This window comes from Bacillus sp. B1-WWTP-T-0.5-Post-4, from assembly GCF_009183795.1.
Taxonomy (GTDB): Bacteria; Bacillota; Bacilli; order Bacillales; family Bacillaceae_G; genus Bacillus_A; species Bacillus_A cereus.
In genome coordinates this window covers 295,617-312,766 of the sequence record NZ_WEIJ01000006.1, presented here as the reverse complement: position 1 = coordinate 312,766, position 17,150 = coordinate 295,617, and the positions used below count along the sequence as shown (strand labels likewise).

Here is a 17,150-nt window from a genome sequence, read left to right as displayed (position 1 = left end):
AATCATTTGGAAAATTAAAATACATGATATAATCATTCACAAATCATGATAATAAAAGAGGGATCGCTTATGGAAATGAGACATGTTAAAACATTTTGCGCCATTGTGAAGTATGGTAATTTTTCTAAAGCTGCTCATGCGCTAGGTTATGCGCAATCTACTGTTACAGCACATATGAAAGCTTTAGAGAACGATTTACATATTCCACTTTTCGATCGGTTAGGGAAAAAAGTGCTACTTACAAAAGCAGGTCATCAATTTCATCCTTATGCATTAGAATTACTTTCAATATATGAAAAAGCGCAAGAAATCCCCCAAAACACAGATTATTTAGAAGGTACATTAAGTATTACATCTAATGAATCATTAGCGGTATATCGATTACCACAATTATTACGTACTTACAAACAGAAAAATCAGAAAGTAAATATCATGCTTGAAACGAACACAAATGAACAAGCATTACAAAAATTACGTGAAGGAGAAACAGACGTTGTCTTCATAATTGGAGAAAGTATAGAACATAATGATTTTATTACGCGTACTTTTAGTAATGAAACATTTGGATGGATTTTACCAGCTTATTCCTCTGCGCATACAAATCCATTCCAGTTATTACAGGACACCCAGTTCATTTTTACAGAACAAAGCTGCGGCTATAGGCCAATGGTAGATCGTTTTTTACGTCAAAGCGGGAATATTCCAGATAAAACATTTGAAACTTCCAATGTTGAAGTCATTAAACAATCCGTTATGTGTGAGTTAGGCATTTCAATTCTTCCTTATATCGTTGTACAAGAAAGTTGTCAAAAAGAACAACTATGTTTTCAGCCTATCGAAACTCCAACAGTTATTCAAAGTCATGTAATCTATCATAAATCTAGATGGATTTCCCCGGTGTTACAGTCGTTTCTTTCCTTACTTGAACGAGACTAAAATATTAAGACGTACATATAAAAAGAGTAATTGCCTAATAAGCAATTACTCTCTTTCATTAATTAGTATACTATTTATTAGTCTGTCCCCCACCTGCAATTAATTTACTACCTGAATATGTACCTTTGTTCATAAACACTTGATTAATTAATTCTTTTTGCTCAGCTTCCGACATTACTCCTTTTCCTTCTCCTAAATTCCCACTTTGTAATTTCCAAATCTTATTGTGATCCCCATCAACCTTTTCATATTTTCCTTGTTTCCATCGTTCTAAAATTTCTACATATGTACTTCCCTGCACAAGATCATTACTCTTTACAATATCAATTAAGCTTTCAATCCGCTCTTGTGTAATAAAAATATAACCCCACTTTTGATCAGCTCTCGCTTTTGATGTGCCATTTCATGTAATGCTGTCTGTATGTTCTCATCTGTCCATTTAAAATTTTTATTAAAACCACTATTTGGCAATGAATAATTGCCATTTTCTAAAATCTTTGCATCTTCTGCTTTTACGTTACTATCAGCTAATACTTCTACTGCTGGAGCAGCTGGTGATGCCTTTTTCGCAGCTGGTTTACTATTATTTAAATAATGCAGCATACCATATGTTAAACCTACTCCGATTACCGCCATACCAGCTATAACACCTATTATTTTCAAAAATGTTTTCATCTCGCTTGTTTCCTCCCAAATATCTCTGTTCTGACTACCTAATTATTTCTTATATAAAAACTGTTACTTCATTCAAAATATCGCATCCCCTATCATATTATTTATATATACTTCCTCATATTGTATTTCTTTTTCTTTAAAATTGAAAGATTATTCTGTTAAATAATAAAAATATTCTACAAATTTTTCCTTTATATTTATAAAGAAACAAAAAAACAACGAGCGCGTTCTACAACACTCGTTGTTTTTACTTTATGCACGATTTTCTTTTAACCACTTCGTAATAGCATCTAACCTCAAAACATCAAAACGTCTTTCTTCACACACGTTCAAATTTTTTGAGTTTCTCACTATTTCTAATTCATTATTTCTTACACTTTTCGCCTCAATTAATTTACAATACCCATCTGTAACAGTATTTAAATTTTCATAATAACGCTGAAACGATTTTGATATATGTAAATGTTTTTCAAAGTTTCTTCTTCTTTTCGTCTCATCAGATACTTTCCGCTTTCTAAGTTCTTCATCGTTCGTATATAAATAAAAATATTGATCCGGAAAACCAATTTCCCTATTTATCATCTTTTCTTTATAAAAATTTTCTATTAAAGATAATGGCTGATTAAATATATCAAAATGAAAGCACCAATTATAACTAAGTGGTTGATATATATCCCCATCGAGTATTACTAATTCATATTGCTCTGACTTCTGAACAGCTATATTCCAGCGCTCAACTTGTTTTTCAAAATACCATGTTCTATGTTCATTTTTTGGCCTTTCAAATAAAGAATTCACTTCAGGTATTATATAAGCACCATAATTCTTTTCTAATTCACGGCACGTGGTACTTTTACCAACAGCGCTTGCTCCCTCAAATGCTATTATCCCCATAGTTTCCCCCTCTTTCATTAACTAAAATTTCGTTGTTTCGCTTTTCTTCCCCATAACTTTCTCCATAAAACAATTGAAGCGATAGTGAGCATGATTGTTGTAATAATACTACCTTCAATTCCGAACGTGCCTCCATGAAGGAATACGGGGCCATTTGTTGCAGGTTTAAATAACGGCGTTGAATATATGGTCATCCCGCTAACTGCAAAACCGTAGACGTTATATTGTGCCCAATTCCAAATGGAATGCCATGCGCAAATCCCCCACAGACTACTGTCTTTTAAAACGTAAAAAGCTGCAAATACACCAACTAATATTATATTCGATATTGAAAGAATTGTAATACCTGGATTAAGTAAATGAAGAAAACCAAATAAGAAAGACGTCACAACAATCCCAACCCATATACGACTTCTAACAGAAAGAACCGGGAATAACCAACCTCGTACAATAATTTCTTCTGTTGCCCCTTGTATTAAAAATGCGACTAAAGAACCTACAATACCCAATATAGCGGTTACTGTAATTTTTTGTATTTGTAATGTTACAACTCCTGCTAATAGGAGTAAAATTACTGGTATTGAAATGAAAACAAATCCTATTAATGCACCTCTCAAATATTTTCTTATCCATTGATTCCCCCAAAAACCAACGGATGAAAATGATCTTTTCTCTACAAATCTAATCCATAAAAACACAAAAAATATTGCGCCGCCAAACGTTAATATCATCTCAATGTCGCTATAAATCGCCTTCATAAAAGTTGTTTCTGCTTTCGGTAAAATCAGCATAAACAACATAAATAATTCACCTAAAGTTAAAAATATAATCGCGAGTATGACAGCAAAAACAGGATGAACTTTTCTTCTACCTTCTTTTGCTGCTTCAATTATTTTAAATTGTTTATTTTGCAATATTCTATCCTCCTAATTATGGTACTCATCAGCAATATTAAAATAATATTTAGCCTTTTATTTAAACTTATTTTTTCATATAAATGATTTTTGTTTGGAATAAATCCAAATTAGGAATAATATATAAATAAAAGAGGTGCCTTTGTGCCTTTACTATTATCACCCAGATTACTCAGTGGTATTACCAGCACTTGCTATTTCCCACCATTTGTTGTAAGATAGTAATTAAGGTCAATTTAACACTATATTTTCTTTGCATATTATCAAGTATCAATCAGGGACATTTTGTACTCCTTATGGGTTTTTGATAATATGTGAACTTTTATTTTCATTCAAATAAGGCCGATCATATTGTAATTTTTCTACTTTTAGGAGGCATTACCATGACATTAACAGGTAAAGTAAAATGGTTTAACAGCGAAAAAGGTTTCGGTTTCATCGAAGTTGCAGACGGTAACGACGTATTCGTTCACTTCTCAGCTATCACTGGCGACGGCTTCAAGTCTCTTGACGAAGGTCAAGAAGTTAGCTTCGAAGTTGAAGAAGGTAACCGCGGACCTCAAGCTAAAAACGTTGTAAAGCTATAATTCAAACAATAAAAAGGTTGTTACCAGCAAGGTTAACAACCTTTTTAATATATAACTAAAATTTTTTACATAAAAGGAGTGGTTACATGTATCGCAATCGAAAGAACGATGTAGCAGAAGTACCACCAGAACAAACCCCTGTTTGGGAATGTGAATCAGAGGATTGTTTAGGATGGATGAGAAAGAACTTTTCATTTGAAGAAGAGCCTAAATGCCCTTTATGTAAAAGTAGCATGAAAAGCGGAGAACGTTTATTGCCTAAATTAGGTTAATTTATAATAAAAAAAACCTCTTTTAATTAAGAGGGTTTTTTTTATTATAAATTTATGTCTTCAATATCAGTTCGCACTATAGAATACAATAATGCATCGTGTTGCTTATTTCCTTGATGAATATATCCGCGCAATAGACCTTCCTTTTGAAAGCCGATTTTAGATAACATTCTACAAGAAGTAACATTTTCAGGATATGTAATAGCTCCAATTCTAAACAAACCCAAATCTTTAAACCCATAATCAATAATTTCTCGAGCCGCTTCTGACGCATAACCATTTCCCCAATAACGAGGATGCAGGTCATATCCAATCTCAGATCGTTTACTCCATAATTGTAAATTGTTTAGTCCAATTGTTCCTATTAAAACGTTCGTTTCTTTTAACACAATTCCCCATCGTATTGCCTTTTTCTCAAAGTAATTTTTCGAAAAAGATTCGATCATACGTGAAGCTTGTCCAAACTCCGTAAAAGAATTCATACCGTAATAACACGTTACTTCATCCAATGAAAAGATTTCATATATTTTTTGACAATAAGATTGTTCTATTTCAACTAAACGTAAGCGTTCTGTTTCTAATATAGGAAATGCCATAGGATCACTCCTTTCTCTCTACTCATTCATTATATCAGAAAAAATATTTATAATTACTAAAGTCCTTATTGTTCCATAAATCAAACATTTCTAATGACGCATTCCCTCTTTATTCTATATACACGAATTGGATACCTTCTGATTACTACTCAAACATGACGCTATAATTTCCATAAATCGAATTTCAAATTATCAAGAACTGTAAAAAAAATTGTTTCTTCATTTTCTCCTTCCAAACAACCACCCTACCCCATACATTTATGGTAAAATATAGTTAATATATTATTTTATTGTGGAGGTGTAAATTTCCTATGTATATATTCATCGGCTTATCCCTCTTACTCATATTACTTATTTTTTTATTCGCAAAAAAATTCACACCAAACTCTTTCATGATGACTAACTTTAAAGGCAATAGCTTTAAGACATTTTCAATCGGTATTTTAATCGCTGCCATACTCTCACTTTCATATGGAACTTATCATGCAGTAACATATCAACCTAGTTATTTAGATGTTAAATTAAAAAATCAAAACTACACTGTTTTCGGTAATGTAGGCGAATTCGGTTATTTCTCCGAAGAATTATTAAAAAAAGATACTGAAGTTCAACTATATTTCGTCTCTTGGAAAAAAATGCAGTTAAAAAATCCGGTAATACTTATAGAATATCCTTCAGGAAAACAAGAAACATGGAAGCCAAATATCGTATTAATACCGATAAGTAAATTACAAGAAAAACATGATATAAAAGATATTTATCAACTATCACCGTATTCATTTAAAGAATCTGGAGAAATAACATTAACAATAAAAGAAAACAATGTAAAAAACAATAAAATTTCCATTCAAATAAAATAAATAAAAACTGTTCCTTCATTTTGCTGAAGGAACAGTTTTTATTTATTCTACAGTATTATTTATTTAATGTAGCCATTATTTCATTGGCAATATTCTTTCCATTTCCAATACACGCACCAATTCCAACACCGTAATATGAGGCACCAGCTAAATATACATTTGGATAAAGATTTGTCATTTTTTCTTGCAATGCTTGAACCGCTTGATTATGTTCTAAATGATATTTCGGCATTAAATCTTTCCAATTTGTAACTTCAACTACTTCTGGTTCACCTTTAATTCCGAGACTCTTTTCAATATCATATAAAGCTACTCGTACTAATTCTTCTTCATTGTAATCCTTGATTGTTTCATATACAGGATTGGTACTCTTATAAAACATTCTAACTAATAATTTTTGTTTACCCGATGTATGTTTCCACTTTCGACTTGTCCATGTACAAGCATCACAATGTAAATCACTGTTTTCCGTTACAATAAACCCCGTACCGTCAGCTGGTAGTTGTTCATCTAGTATGTCAAATCCTAAATAAATACTAATAAGAGATGAGTTTTTAAATGTATTAAACTGCTCATTTAACTCATTAGACTGTAATAAAGTTTGTGCTATATCATGTGGAGCTGCTAAAACAACATAATCAGCTTGTATTGTTTCATGATTTGCAAAAGAAATCTCATATCGATCTTCTTGTTTACTTACAGCCGTCGTTATAGCACCTTTTTTTACGACAGTTTCAGTCAGCACTTCTTCTAAGCGATTAATTATCGTAGATAGTCCACCTTTAAATGATACGAATTTTTTATTTCCTGCTGATTGAAATTGTGTTTTATTCTCTTCAAAACCTTTAATAATACTTCCATACTTATTTTTATAATCCAGTAAATATGGTAATGTAGATGCCATTGTAAGCTCATTCAATTTACCAGAATATACACCTGAAAGCACGGGAGCAATTTGTCTTTCCACTAACTCTTTCCCTAAGAAACTTTCTAAAAATAGAGCAAGTGATGTATCTTTCGTAAACTCTTTATTTTTCGTTATAAAATCTTTTAAAGCTACGATTTTCCCCTTCGTTGAGACTAGCGTACTGCTAAACAACGACCGGGCGCTCATCGGTATCCCAAATATAGTATCAGAAGGAATCGGATGTAACATGTTTTCAGAATATATGTAAGAAATACCCGTTTCATTATATACCATTTCATCTTCTAAATTTAAATCTTTTACAAGTGGCATAACATATTCATTACGAGCAACGATTGAATCCGCTCCTGACTCCATAATGAAATCCTTTTCTTCCACACTATGGATTTTACCACCTAAATACTCTTCTTTCTCAATAAGAATTAAATTTAAAGCGATATTATAATCCTTTTTTAATTTTTCTAAATAAAACATAGTAGAAAGTCCCGTTATACCTCCACCGATAACAACAACTGTTTTCATATGTGCTGCGCTCCTAACCGATACAATTAATAATTCCTTTTTATTATAACCAAAAGTCCTTATATTCGACTAGCAAGTTGCGCATTCTGTAAGAAATTAGACAATATATTTGAATATATTGTCTAATTACCTAATAAAAAAGAACTATAACATTTACAAACCCCGTCATAGTTCTCTTTATTTTAAAAACATAAAGTAATTGATTAATTTATCTAGTTCTTGACTCAATGCCAATACTTTTTCATGTTGAATTCCATAATCCGATACTAAATATAAAAGTTCTTCTTTTTTTATTTCAATTACTTTTTCCAATTTCGCTAGTTCCATGTCGTTTTACATCTCTCCAAAAATAAAATGTATGTATTTCAGTATAGCCTACTTACATAATTAGTAAAAGTAAAATACGCATGTAAAATCTTACATATTTGAAAAAATAATATACTACTAACAAAAAAAGAAACTAGATTAAACATCCTTTTACAGATCATTAACATTCATTAAGAATTAATAACATAACGGAATTTTTCTAATGTGATATCTTTATAATTTGGAGCTCTCTGTATATGATTAAAATAACTATATGAGAATTTAAATACATGACCAAAATCCCAATCGAATTCACTATAGTCTTTTATCCAAAATATATTTTCAGTTGGTAAAATATTTGCACGTTTAGATTGAATTAAAGGTAATCGATCTATAGGTGAGTGTAAAGTTATTTCCGTATTCAGCTTGAGCTTTTGGCTAGCTCTTAGTACGTATACTAGTTTTAACAGCGGACGTATCCCTCGTTGAAATATATCTATATGTCCTAAATCGTACATTATATTAATTGCGTGGGAGTATGTAAGCAAATGCCCAATTAAATCATGATGTGATTCCGCTCGATAAATACTATTAAATTTCGATAACTCATTTAAAATGAACTGAGATACTTGTGTTGGATTACTCAATTCACTTTGTATCTCCTCTTCAAAACTTAATTGTTTTACTTCTTTCGTCGTATAACCAATCCACGATCTACCCGGAATTGTTTTTCGAAATGATAAAATAAGAGTAGTAATCCCTTCAATTGCTTGATTATCACCCCATTTTTGTAGCTCTTTCATAGCTAATAAACTTAATGACGCATAAATGACGTTATGCCCCACCCAATGAAGCTCATCAATCGTTTGTTCTAAAGATTTTATAATCATATTTTCCGCAATTTTAAAATCTATTTCTTTTTTATCATCAATCATCTCACCAATTTTTTTCTTGTTCAGCATCATCCTTGTTTGCGAATACATATTACGAGCTGTTTCTTCATCAATATTATTATCTTTCATAAAAAAATAACTAGCAATTGCAGCTGCTCCAAAATGTGCATGCCAAATATCATTTGTTTCTTTTTTACATTGAGAAATAATTGAAAGACCGCCTTTTAAAATACTTTTGTTTTCCATTGTTTTCCATTTTTTCCTCTCCTAATAAAAATCACTATATTTTCATCCTAAAGATGGTGTCAGGACAAATAAAATGTGATTCGATTCATCACTTTTATTCAAAAATCGATGCTTCACATTCGGTGGAATACGTACAACATCGCCTTCTTCTAAAAAATATTCTTTTCCCTCCAATTCCACATACACTTCCCCTTTCATAATAACAGCAATCTCTTCCTTATCTTCATGGGAATAATGGCTTTCTGTTGTATTTGCTTGTTTATTTAAATCCATCATTAACATTTCAATACGTGCTTTCATAAAATCAGGTGTTAATACATCATATACAATGTGATCATTGTTTTCCCGATATACTTTTTTTCGATCTTTTTTCTTAGAAATGAGCGAATCTGTATCAATATCGTTAATAAAAAGTGTAAACAGCGGTACATTTAATGCTTTTGCAATTAATTCCAAAACATTTAAAGAAGGATTAGCATGTCCTCTTTCAATTTGGCTAATTAGTGATGTACTAATCCCCGCATAATCAGCGAAATCACGAATTGTCATATTATTTTTCTTACGATAACTTAATACTGTTTGTCCAAGCCTATCATGTATCATAGTAAAACTTCCTTTCGTCCATCATAATGCATGTTTCGTTGTCTTTGTGCTGACATACTAAACAAAGGCAAATAACCCTTCCCTATTATCTCCGGGACTTATATACTTACTTTTGTACATTATATCGTATTAAGTTTATTATAATAAACATTCTATCGGAGGGACAAACTTTGAAATCAACTATTCTTTCATATTGCATCTTATTTTTTGGTGTATTCGCCTTATCAACTTCAGCAATTTTTGTAAAATTGGCAGATGCTCCTGCGACAATCATTGCTTTTTACCGATTATTCTTTGCCACACTAATTCTGTTACCGTTATTACTATTTAATAAAAATAGTCGAAATGAGCTAAAAACTTTAACGAAAAAACAATGGGCACTTGGATTCGTATCTGGGCTATTTTTAGCTGCACATTATGTACTATGGTTTGAATCATTACAATATACTTCTGTAGCAAGCTCTACAGTTATCGTAACGTTACAACCTTTGTTCTCAATGATTGGTGGTTATTTTTTATTTAAGGAGAGATTTACGAAAGGAGCAGTTATTGGTTGCCTCATCGCTATTTCAGGTAGTATCATCATTGGCTGGCAAGATTTCCAAATTAGTGGAGAAGCTTTATATGGAGATATTTTAGCATTTATTGCTGCCGGTATCATTACTGCTTATTTTTTCATTAGCCAACACGTTCGTAAAGATTTGTCACTTATACCCTATTCAGTAATTAGTTATGGAAGTAGCGCTGGCTTTCTTGGCATATTTGCTTTCACGCAACAAGAATCTTTCATCCATTACTCTACACAAACTTGGTTGTGCTTTATTGGATTAGCTTTCATTGCTACAATTTTAGGACAAACCATTTTTAATTGGTTATTAAAATGGATGAGTGCTACTGTAATTTCAATGAGTATTTTAGGTGAAACAATTGGCACTTGTATACTAGCGTACTTTATATTACATGAGACCATTTCTTTACAACAAGGACTAGGAATTACCGTTATTTTTATTGGTTTAGTATTATTTTTATTGCAGCCAAGTTCTAATAAAAAAGCATGACAGTATACTGTCATGCTTTTAACTATTCATTATGTACAATTAAACCATTCGGTCTAAAACGACTCATCATAATTTCATTAATAAACTTTCCATGAGCTTTCAAATTCCCTATCTTTACTCCCTCTTCTACAAATCCAAATTTTTCATATAAAGCTTTTGCTTTTGGATTCGTTTCTAACACACCTAGTTCTACTCTCTCTAACATTAACCAATTATCAGCCAGATCAAGCATCTTCGTAAGAAGTGCTCTCCCAATTCCTTTATTATGATATTCACTGTCTACTCCAATGAATAAATCGCCTGAATGAGATCTTCGGCCCGGACTTTGTGTTAAACCTACAAACCCAACAACTTCTCCATCATATTCTGCAACAAATTCAAATTGATTTGGTGCTAAATTTCGAATTCTATTTTCCATAGCTTCTACACGCATGCTAGGTAAGAAAACCATATACGGTAAAACGTCATCCTGTATACATATACGATGAATTGCTCTAGCATCTTGTATTTCTACTGCTCTAACGTTGATTCCCATCTTTCTCTCCTCCATATAAATAACAATATATTTGTGTGTATTCTAGAAACGTTCACGAATGACCTTCTCGCCCGTATTTCTTTATGTCATTTTTACATAATTATTTCGATATAATACTTAATTTCCAAAAATATTAACGACTATATGGATTTAGTTAACTTTTCACCTTGTTATATAAATCAAGAAAATTTTCAATCAGAATACCATTTAGTTTCATGCCGACTATATCACAATTTTCTATTTCAATATTTTTCAGATTACTATTACTTATAGTGCTACCTTCCAAATCACATTTATCGAATACAATAGGTTCCTTCTCATCTCCGAGACTTGTATTTTTAAATTGCACTCCACCTAAAGTCACCAAATTAAATTTACTGCCAGAAAGATTTAAATCTGCATATGATGACCTTCTAAAATTTATATTTCTAAACTTGGATTGACTTACATTACAATTACTCATATTCATATTCATTATATTGCTACCAACAAATGAACTGTTTTTTAAATTCACTTGATAATACTCTGTATTTGCTAAATTACAGTTTTCGTATTGACTATTTTTCATATCTTTATTTGTAACTACACTCGCTTTGTTTGAGCTTGTTTTTATTCTTTTCACGTAACAATACTCATCTTCCGATTCAAAAATCATTTGGTAACCCATCTTTTTATAAAAGTGATGATTGTTAATTTGTCTACTAGATGTTTCGAGATCCCAAATCTTTATGTTCGGATATTCCTTTTCTATTAATTTCATAACATGTGATCCAATTCCTTTTCCTTGATAAACAGGATCTACAAAAATACGATCAATTCGACCGTACGACTTACCAGAAATCGTAACTATTATCCCTCCGATTATTTCTTTATCCATTACAACTTTGAAAGAATCCAATTCTTCAATGGAATATTCCATCATTTCAACTGAAGAATATCCTGGCGGTTGAATGTTATAATCAATGACATCATCTTGGCCGTATAGCCATTGTTTTGCTTCTGCATCAAATGTTCTTTTCATTATTTCTGTTAATTTCTCAGCATCTAAAATTGTAGCTTTTTCTATAGATATTTTCGTCATTTTCGTTTTCCCCTTCATTATTACAAACCAACCATTTTTGTGAATGGCATAATTATCAATTCACTTTATTACCCCCTATTAAAACATTTATATCCTTATTTTTTTAAAAACAAAGAAAATTAACACTAATCACCCTCTTTACTATTAAACTACAAATCACCCTATATTTTCCACGATTACTTAATATTAATGAATAATAAAAAGAGACCATGTAATATAAACATGTTCTCTTCTTTTATTCATTTTCAATTTTATCCCGCTATTTGCCGGGCAGTAGGACCCCCACCTCAAAATTCAGCGAAAGCAAAGAAGTTAGGTGGGGGTCGGGCTAATAATCAGCGGGGGCTGACACCCCACTGATTAAAGTTTCACTTTATATAATTAAAAATTAGATATTACTTAAGCCACTCGTTGCAAGTATTACTTAACTGCTGTAAATCTTCTATAAATTGACTCGCATCATATCCATCACAAACCGAATGATGTACTTGTAATGAAACTGGTAGCATAACCTTGTTTCCATCGTTAAAATATTTCCCACAAGTTATAATTGGCAATAGAAAATTTTCATCATTATTAATATTAAGATTAAATCCAGTAAAACTAGTCCAAGGTATGCTAGAAATCGGAAATACATTAGGCGGAATATTTTCTTTCGTGAAAAGACCATGAACACTAGCATAGCATCTCATATCGTCTTCATAATTATTATAAAAAGTGCGGAAATCACTTGAATAATCCGTCCATATACTTGAAAAAGACTTATCATCTTTATGAAAGATTGTATAACTCGGTATCATTTCCTCCCAATAGCCTACAACTCCTTCATCGTTAAAACATGTTCGAAATTTTTTATGATTATTTACTACTCTAGAAATTAAATATATAAAAACGGGATAAAATTTTATTCCCTTTTGATATACTTCCCCTAATAACATCGTGATATCAACATTCACAGTCATACTAAATGTACATTTCAACTTTAAATAATGCTCAAAATGCTGCTCTCTATTCGAATCTTCTCTATCAATTACATGAAACTTCATTCTAATAGCCTCCTAAAATTTTCTTTTTATTTTAGAAGGCTAATTCCCTTGCTTTCACCATAATTGTTCACTCCTAACAGTTTATACATTTGACCCTAATTATTTATTTAATTATATAACATATGTAAGAATCAATTCACATATTTCTGGAAATCCATCCACATACTATAGATAAATCAAATGAAATTTGGAGGATACATACATGAATGACAAAAATATGAATAAAAAAGAAAATGTTACTGAAAATACTACATCTATTCAAAATAATAATACTGCAAACCTTACTATTGAAGAACAAGCAATGAACGGCTTATACGGAATGCCCGAAACAACAATTGAAGATGCTGATCACGCTGCAGCTGATGATTTGACTTCAAAAAATTAATTAACTACATTGAAAAAAGCCAAGGGAAATATCCTTGGCTTTTTTCACTATGCATCCACCTTTTGTATTTCTTCACTCTTTCTTGAAAGTTTACCTGGCCAAAAAGCAAATCGACCTAAAACTACTGTAATCGCGGGTACAAGTAACGGTCTTACGATAAACGTATCTAGTAATACGCCAATTGCAGTTACAATACCAAATTGAACTAATACTTGAATTGGAAGTGTACCTAACACAGCAAAAGTTCCTGCTAAAATTAAACCTGCCGATGTAATAACACTACCTGTTTGTATTACACCATTTTTTACTGCATCCAAGTGATTTTGTGTCTTTCTGTTTTTCCATATTTCTGAAACCATAAAGATATTATAATCTTCACCTAAAGCAACTAAAAATACGAATGCGTACAACGGTATCGCACCTTGAATGGCCGGCGCTCCCATACCGTAATGAAGTAATATCCATCCTGCTCCTAACGCTGAGAAGAATGATAGGACAACAGTTACAATTAAATAAATCGTCGCAACAACCGATCGTAAATAGACAAGTAATAGTAAAGCGATAATGCTAATCATTACTGGAATAATTACTGATTCATCACGTTCCGTAATTTGCTTTGTATCATATAATGAAGCTGTTTCTCCACCAATCCACAATTGCTCTTCAGCATTACTAATCCCAGCATCTTTTAATACTTTTTCTACACTGTTTTTCAATTTAGGAATTTGATCTAACGCTTCAATTGAGTATGGATTTTCCGCTAAAGAAACTTCATACATTTGTATTTGCTTATTTTCTTTTCCCTCTTTTGGCTCTTTCACTGTATTTACGAAAGAAAATTTCTCTAGTTCTTGTTTAATAGGAAGCTCTTTGCCTTTCGTATCAACAACAACTTTTATTGGTGCTAGTTCACCAGCTGAGAAATGATCACTAATTAACGTAAACCCTTCACGAGAAGGCATATCCTTTGGAAACGACTCTAATAAGTCATATGTGTATTGAATACGTGGTACGAATGAAGCCAATCCACCTAATACAAATACAGTTAGCATAATTATTGTCCATGGTCTTCGTACTACAATATCTCCAAGTTTTTTACTAAAGGAGCCTTTTGATTTTTTAACTTTTACAGCCCTCTTTTTCTTTCTTGCAAACTCCTCATTCATTGAAGTTGTTCTCGGTATAAACGGGAAAAATGCAATTCTACCGAAAATTAATAATAGTGCTGGTAAAATTGTTAAAGCCGCGATTCCCATTATAAATACAGCAACACTAAATGGTACTGCAAATCGATGAAAGGCACCATAATGAGCAAGTAATAATGTTCCTAATCCAAGTACGACAGTTAACGCACTCATTATAATTGCACCGCCAGAAGCTTTAATCGCAAGTTGCAATGCTTTATACTTACTTTCTTCTTCTAACAAGTACTCTCTATATCTCGAAATTAAAAATAGACAATAGTCCGTTCCAGCGCCAAACAATAATACTGTCATAATTGATATCGCTTGGGCATCTACTTTAATCCATCCGTGATCAGCTAAAAAACCGAGTGTAGGACTAATAATACCGTATGCAAAGCCAACAACAAGTATAGGTAAAATCGCTAAAATTGGTGAACGATACAGTAAAATTAACAAAACTAACACTAGTAGTACAGTAGCCACTAACAATTTCACATCTGCTTGACTAAATAAACTAACTGCATCCGTTTGAATACCTACAGGTCCTGATAATCGAACATGTAAACCAGATTCACTTATTTTTTGTTTAAATGGATCTTCATCCACCTTACTATTCACTATTTTTCTAAACTCTTCAAGATTTCCTTTTAATATATCCGTACCAGCAGATTTATTAAAAAATACCGGTGTAACAAATGATGTACCATCTTTTGACGCACTTTTTAATAATACTTGCTCTGGGATTGTATCAAATGGTGGTAACGTTGATTGTTCTTTTAAAGGACTAGATTTTAACTCTTTATAAACATCTTGTATGAGTTTATAATCCTGTGACTGTAATCCACCATCTCTATACCATACTACTAACAATGGATTCCCTGCATTATTCGGAAACTCTTTTTTCATAAGCGCTTCCGCTTGCTGTGACATAGCTGTTTCAGGTAAATTTTTCGGATTCGGTTCTTTCGTACTGTTTACTTGTGGTAACGTAAATGAAAGTAATAATGTAATAAGAACCCACACCGATAAAGTGATCCACTGCGTATTTCTCCCTGCTACAAGCCTCCCTAACATATGTAACGGGTGCTTTTTCATAAAAACCCACCTTCCTTTTTTCCTCCATTATTAATTATATATACTGGTCGGTTAATTAATCAAGAATGATTGAAAATTATGTTATAATTATCTCAATCATAAATGTCAGGAGCGAATGTATTTGGAACAAAAACAACGTCCTCTCGGAAGGCCGCGTCAAAATAAAAATACAAAATCTACAAAAGAAACCATTTTAGAAGTAGCAACCCGCTTATTTCTTACACAAAATTATCAAGTCGTTTCTATGGATGAGGTCGCAAAAGTTTGTGGTGTTACGAAAGCAACTGTCTACTATTACTATTCAACAAAAGCCGATTTATTTACCGCTACTATGATCGAAATGATGGTACGTATACGTGAGAATATGTCTCAAATACTCTCTACAAACAAAACTTTAGAAGAAAGATTATTAGACTTCGCTAAAGTTTACTTACACGCAACGATGGATATTGATATGAAAAATTTTATGAAAGATGCAAAACTGTCGTTATCTGAAGAACAATTGAAACAATTAAAAAATGCTGAAGATAATATGTATGAAGTACTAGAAAAAGCACTCGATAATGCGATGCACATCGGAGAAATTCCGAAAGGAAACGCTAAATTTGCGGCTCATGCTTTCGTATCTTTATTATCTATTGGGAATTTTAAAGATGAAAATCACAATCCTATTCTTGCAAATATAGATGAATTAGCACAAGAAATCGTTTCTTTTTATTGGAACGGATTAGGTCATTCATATTAAACTAATTTGCTTTAATAAAAGAGCATGTTTGAATTTTTTCAAACATGCTTTTTTATCATTTAAGTGTTTTATTTATATACCAACAATTAGACTACACTTTAGCATCCATTATTAAAAAATTATTATCTTTACCTTTTACAAATTTTGAAGTTGAACATTTATATTCTCCTTACTTAATCCCCCATGGTAACAAACTACAGATTCAATATCTAGATTTAAATACTTCTTCAAAGACTGCCGTGCTTCCATAATATTTAAAGTTGTTGGGGCATGAACTCCTCCTAACACTCCATTCACACTATACATCGAGTCTCCAGCGACAAGAATTTTACTTTGTTTCAAATATAAACTAATATGCCCCGGAGTATGCCCTGGAGTATGGAGAATTAGTATTCCACCGCAATACGGAAGTTCTTGCCCGTCAATCACAGTGTCACTCACTTTTCCTTTTGGTCGGTTCTCTATATTTCCGTCCTTCAATAAAGGTAAATCCCCCTCGATATATGGCTTATCTAGTTCGTGCGCATAAACTTTAATATTACTTCGACAGCGCTGCAACAACTCCGGAAGACTACCTATATGATCAATATCCTGATGCGTCAAAATCACGACTTTTAACTTATCAAATGATACCCCAACCTTTTCCATCTCTACTTGTATATCTTCAATTTGTCCTGGGAAACCCGTATCTATTAATACTGCCATTTCATCATTCCATAAAAGAATTGGATGAATAACAAATTCTTGAAATTCAAGTTGTAACATTTCTATCCCTTTAGCAATCTCCATACA

At 32.0% G+C, this 17,150-nt stretch carries 19 protein-coding genes and 1 pseudogene; 7 read left to right on the top strand and 13 right to left on the bottom strand.

The features are described 5' to 3' along the window. Window positions 1-69: 69 nt before the first annotated feature. Window positions 70-936, top strand: a complete 867-nt coding sequence (locus tag GBN91_RS20080) for a LysR family transcriptional regulator (protein ID WP_152122084.1) — start codon at window positions 70-72, stop codon at window positions 934-936. A gap of 70 nt (window positions 937-1,006) precedes the next feature. Here GBN91_RS20080 and GBN91_RS20075 read toward each other — a convergent pair. The 3 genes and pseudogenes from GBN91_RS20075 to GBN91_RS20065 form a co-directional block, all read right to left on the bottom strand. Beyond that, window positions 1,007-1,611, bottom strand: a pseudogene (locus GBN91_RS20075) (PRK06770 family protein). Window positions 1,612-1,863: 252 nt separating this feature from the next. Continuing rightward, complete coding sequence (locus GBN91_RS20070; RefSeq protein WP_152122082.1) at window positions 1,864-2,523, bottom strand: AAA family ATPase; 660 nt, start codon at window positions 2,521-2,523, stop codon at window positions 1,864-1,866. Continuing rightward, complete coding sequence (locus GBN91_RS20065; RefSeq protein WP_149149561.1) at window positions 2,523-3,419, bottom strand: CPBP family intramembrane glutamic endopeptidase; 897 nt, start codon at window positions 3,417-3,419, stop codon at window positions 2,523-2,525. The genes GBN91_RS20070 and GBN91_RS20065 overlap by 1 nt, the downstream gene beginning before the upstream one ends. A gap of 383 nt (window positions 3,420-3,802) precedes the next feature. Between GBN91_RS20065 and cspD the strand changes: the two genes are divergently transcribed. Both cspD and GBN91_RS20055 read left to right on the top strand, forming a co-directional pair. Further along, window positions 3,803-4,006 carry a cold-shock protein CspD gene (gene cspD, locus GBN91_RS20060; RefSeq protein ID WP_000176366.1) on the top strand — a complete coding sequence of 68 codons (204 nt, stop codon included), beginning with the start codon at window positions 3,803-3,805 and terminating at the stop codon, window positions 4,004-4,006. An 86-nt stretch (window positions 4,007-4,092) separates the two neighbouring features. Then, window positions 4,093-4,278: a cold-shock protein gene (locus GBN91_RS20055; protein WP_000286203.1), complete on the top strand. Its 186-nt coding sequence runs from the start codon at window positions 4,093-4,095 to the stop codon at window positions 4,276-4,278. Window positions 4,279-4,322: 44 nt separating this feature from the next. Here the strand turns inward: GBN91_RS20055 and GBN91_RS20050 are convergent, their stop codons facing one another. Further along, complete coding sequence (locus tag GBN91_RS20050) at window positions 4,323-4,874, bottom strand: GNAT family N-acetyltransferase (RefSeq protein WP_000885398.1); 552 nt, start codon at window positions 4,872-4,874, stop codon at window positions 4,323-4,325. Between the two features lie 311 nt (window positions 4,875-5,185). Here GBN91_RS20050 and GBN91_RS20040 point away from each other — a divergent pair, with 311 nt between their 5' ends. After that, window positions 5,186-5,734 (top strand): hypothetical protein, encoded by a 549-nt coding sequence (locus GBN91_RS20040; protein ID WP_152122079.1) that lies wholly within the window; start codon window positions 5,186-5,188, stop codon window positions 5,732-5,734. A gap of 55 nt (window positions 5,735-5,789) precedes the next feature. Here GBN91_RS20040 and GBN91_RS20035 read toward each other — a convergent pair whose 3' ends face one another. From GBN91_RS20035 to GBN91_RS20020, 4 genes are all read right to left on the bottom strand, one after another. Then, window positions 5,790-7,181 carry a protoporphyrinogen oxidase gene (locus tag GBN91_RS20035; protein ID WP_000860337.1) on the bottom strand — a complete coding sequence of 464 codons (1,392 nt, stop codon included), beginning with the start codon at window positions 7,179-7,181 and terminating at the stop codon, window positions 5,790-5,792. Between the two features lie 177 nt (window positions 7,182-7,358). Continuing rightward, entirely contained in the window at window positions 7,359-7,508 is a 150-nt protein-coding gene (locus tag GBN91_RS20030) for an aspartyl-phosphate phosphatase Spo0E family protein (protein ID WP_000417698.1), read from the bottom strand. A gap of 170 nt (window positions 7,509-7,678) precedes the next feature. Further along, window positions 7,679-8,626 (bottom strand): hypothetical protein, encoded by a 948-nt coding sequence (locus GBN91_RS20025; RefSeq protein WP_086389117.1) that lies wholly within the window; start codon window positions 8,624-8,626, stop codon window positions 7,679-7,681. Window positions 8,627-8,668: 42 nt separating this feature from the next. Then, on the bottom strand, window positions 8,669-9,229 hold the full coding sequence (locus GBN91_RS20020; protein WP_000581028.1) for a helix-turn-helix domain-containing protein: 561 nt from the start codon (window positions 9,227-9,229) through the stop codon (window positions 8,669-8,671). Between the two features lie 170 nt (window positions 9,230-9,399). On the opposite strand from GBN91_RS20020, the gene GBN91_RS20015 reads away from it, so the two are divergent. Then, window positions 9,400-10,287, top strand: coding sequence for a DMT family transporter (locus GBN91_RS20015; protein ID WP_000843092.1), 888 nt, complete (start codon window positions 9,400-9,402; stop codon window positions 10,285-10,287). Between the two features lie 22 nt (window positions 10,288-10,309). Here GBN91_RS20015 and GBN91_RS20010 read toward each other — a convergent pair whose 3' ends face one another. The 3 genes from GBN91_RS20010 to catA all read right to left on the bottom strand — a co-directional run bounded on the left by GBN91_RS20010 (window position 10,310) and on the right by catA (window position 12,949). Next, a complete protein-coding gene (locus tag GBN91_RS20010; protein ID WP_000512619.1) occupies window positions 10,310-10,822 on the bottom strand; it encodes a GNAT family N-acetyltransferase in 513 nt (170 codons plus the stop codon). Between the two features lie 154 nt (window positions 10,823-10,976). Beyond that, complete coding sequence (locus tag GBN91_RS20005; protein ID WP_139304493.1) at window positions 10,977-11,921, bottom strand: GNAT family N-acetyltransferase; 945 nt, start codon at window positions 11,919-11,921, stop codon at window positions 10,977-10,979. Window positions 11,922-12,298: 377 nt separating this feature from the next. Further along, window positions 12,299-12,949, bottom strand: a complete 651-nt coding sequence (catA, locus tag GBN91_RS20000) for a type A chloramphenicol O-acetyltransferase (protein WP_152122077.1) — start codon at window positions 12,947-12,949, stop codon at window positions 12,299-12,301. 202 nt (window positions 12,950-13,151) lie between these two features. Here catA and GBN91_RS19995 point away from each other — a divergent pair, with 202 nt between their 5' ends. Further along, complete coding sequence (locus GBN91_RS19995; RefSeq protein WP_006918627.1) at window positions 13,152-13,334, top strand: DUF4021 domain-containing protein; 183 nt, start codon at window positions 13,152-13,154, stop codon at window positions 13,332-13,334. Window positions 13,335-13,381: 47 nt separating this feature from the next. On the opposite strand, the gene GBN91_RS19990 is transcribed toward GBN91_RS19995, so the two are convergent. Further along, window positions 13,382-15,613, bottom strand: coding sequence for an MMPL family transporter (locus GBN91_RS19990; protein WP_152122076.1), 2,232 nt, complete (start codon window positions 15,611-15,613; stop codon window positions 13,382-13,384). 121 nt (window positions 15,614-15,734) lie between these two features. Between GBN91_RS19990 and GBN91_RS19985 the strand changes: the two genes are divergently transcribed. Next, window positions 15,735-16,358, top strand: coding sequence for a TetR/AcrR family transcriptional regulator (locus tag GBN91_RS19985; RefSeq protein WP_000436025.1), 624 nt, complete (start codon window positions 15,735-15,737; stop codon window positions 16,356-16,358). Between the two features lie 135 nt (window positions 16,359-16,493). On the opposite strand, the gene GBN91_RS19980 is transcribed toward GBN91_RS19985, so the two are convergent. Beyond that, complete coding sequence (locus GBN91_RS19980; protein ID WP_025709635.1) at window positions 16,494-17,147, bottom strand: MBL fold metallo-hydrolase; 654 nt, start codon at window positions 17,145-17,147, stop codon at window positions 16,494-16,496. Window positions 17,148-17,150 lie beyond the last annotated feature (3 nt).

Bases quoted from the DNA above. Each gene is read 5' to 3' on its own strand.
- GBN91_RS20005 (WP_139304493.1), bottom strand. From the start codon at position 11,921: ATGAAGGGGAAAACGAAAATGACGAAAATATCTATAGAAAAAGCTACA.
- GBN91_RS20050 (WP_000885398.1), bottom strand. From the start codon at position 4,874: ATGGCATTTCCTATATTAGAAACAGAACGCTTACGTTTAGTTGAAATA.
- GBN91_RS20080 (WP_152122084.1), top strand. From the start codon at position 70: ATGGAAATGAGACATGTTAAAACATTTTGCGCCATTGTGAAGTATGGT.
- catA (WP_152122077.1), bottom strand. From the start codon at position 12,949: ATGAAGTTTCATGTAATTGATAGAGAAGATTCGAATAGAGAGCAGCAT.
- GBN91_RS19990 (WP_152122076.1), bottom strand. From the start codon at position 15,613: ATGAAAAAGCACCCGTTACATATGTTAGGGAGGCTTGTAGCAGGGAGA.
- GBN91_RS20020 (WP_000581028.1), bottom strand. From the start codon at position 9,229: ATGATACATGATAGGCTTGGACAAACAGTATTAAGTTATCGTAAGAAA.
- GBN91_RS20010 (WP_000512619.1), bottom strand. From the start codon at position 10,822: ATGGGAATCAACGTTAGAGCAGTAGAAATACAAGATGCTAGAGCAATT.
- GBN91_RS20025 (WP_086389117.1), bottom strand. From the start codon at position 8,626: ATGGAAAACAAAAGTATTTTAAAAGGCGGTCTTTCAATTATTTCTCAA.
- GBN91_RS20070 (WP_152122082.1), bottom strand. From the start codon at position 2,523: ATGAAAGAGGGGGAAACTATGGGGATAATAGCATTTGAGGGAGCAAGC.
- GBN91_RS19980 (WP_025709635.1), bottom strand. From the start codon at position 17,147: ATGGAGATTGCTAAAGGGATAGAAATGTTACAACTTGAATTTCAAGAA.
- GBN91_RS19995 (WP_006918627.1), top strand. From the start codon at position 13,152: ATGAATGACAAAAATATGAATAAAAAAGAAAATGTTACTGAAAATACT.
- GBN91_RS20030 (WP_000417698.1), bottom strand. From the start codon at position 7,508: ATGGAACTAGCGAAATTGGAAAAAGTAATTGAAATAAAAAAAGAAGAA.
- cspD (WP_000176366.1), top strand. From the start codon at position 3,803: ATGACATTAACAGGTAAAGTAAAATGGTTTAACAGCGAAAAAGGTTTC.
- GBN91_RS20055 (WP_000286203.1), top strand. From the start codon at position 4,093: ATGTATCGCAATCGAAAGAACGATGTAGCAGAAGTACCACCAGAACAA.
- GBN91_RS20040 (WP_152122079.1), top strand. From the start codon at position 5,186: ATGTATATATTCATCGGCTTATCCCTCTTACTCATATTACTTATTTTT.
- GBN91_RS20035 (WP_000860337.1), bottom strand. From the start codon at position 7,181: ATGAAAACAGTTGTTGTTATCGGTGGAGGTATAACGGGACTTTCTACT.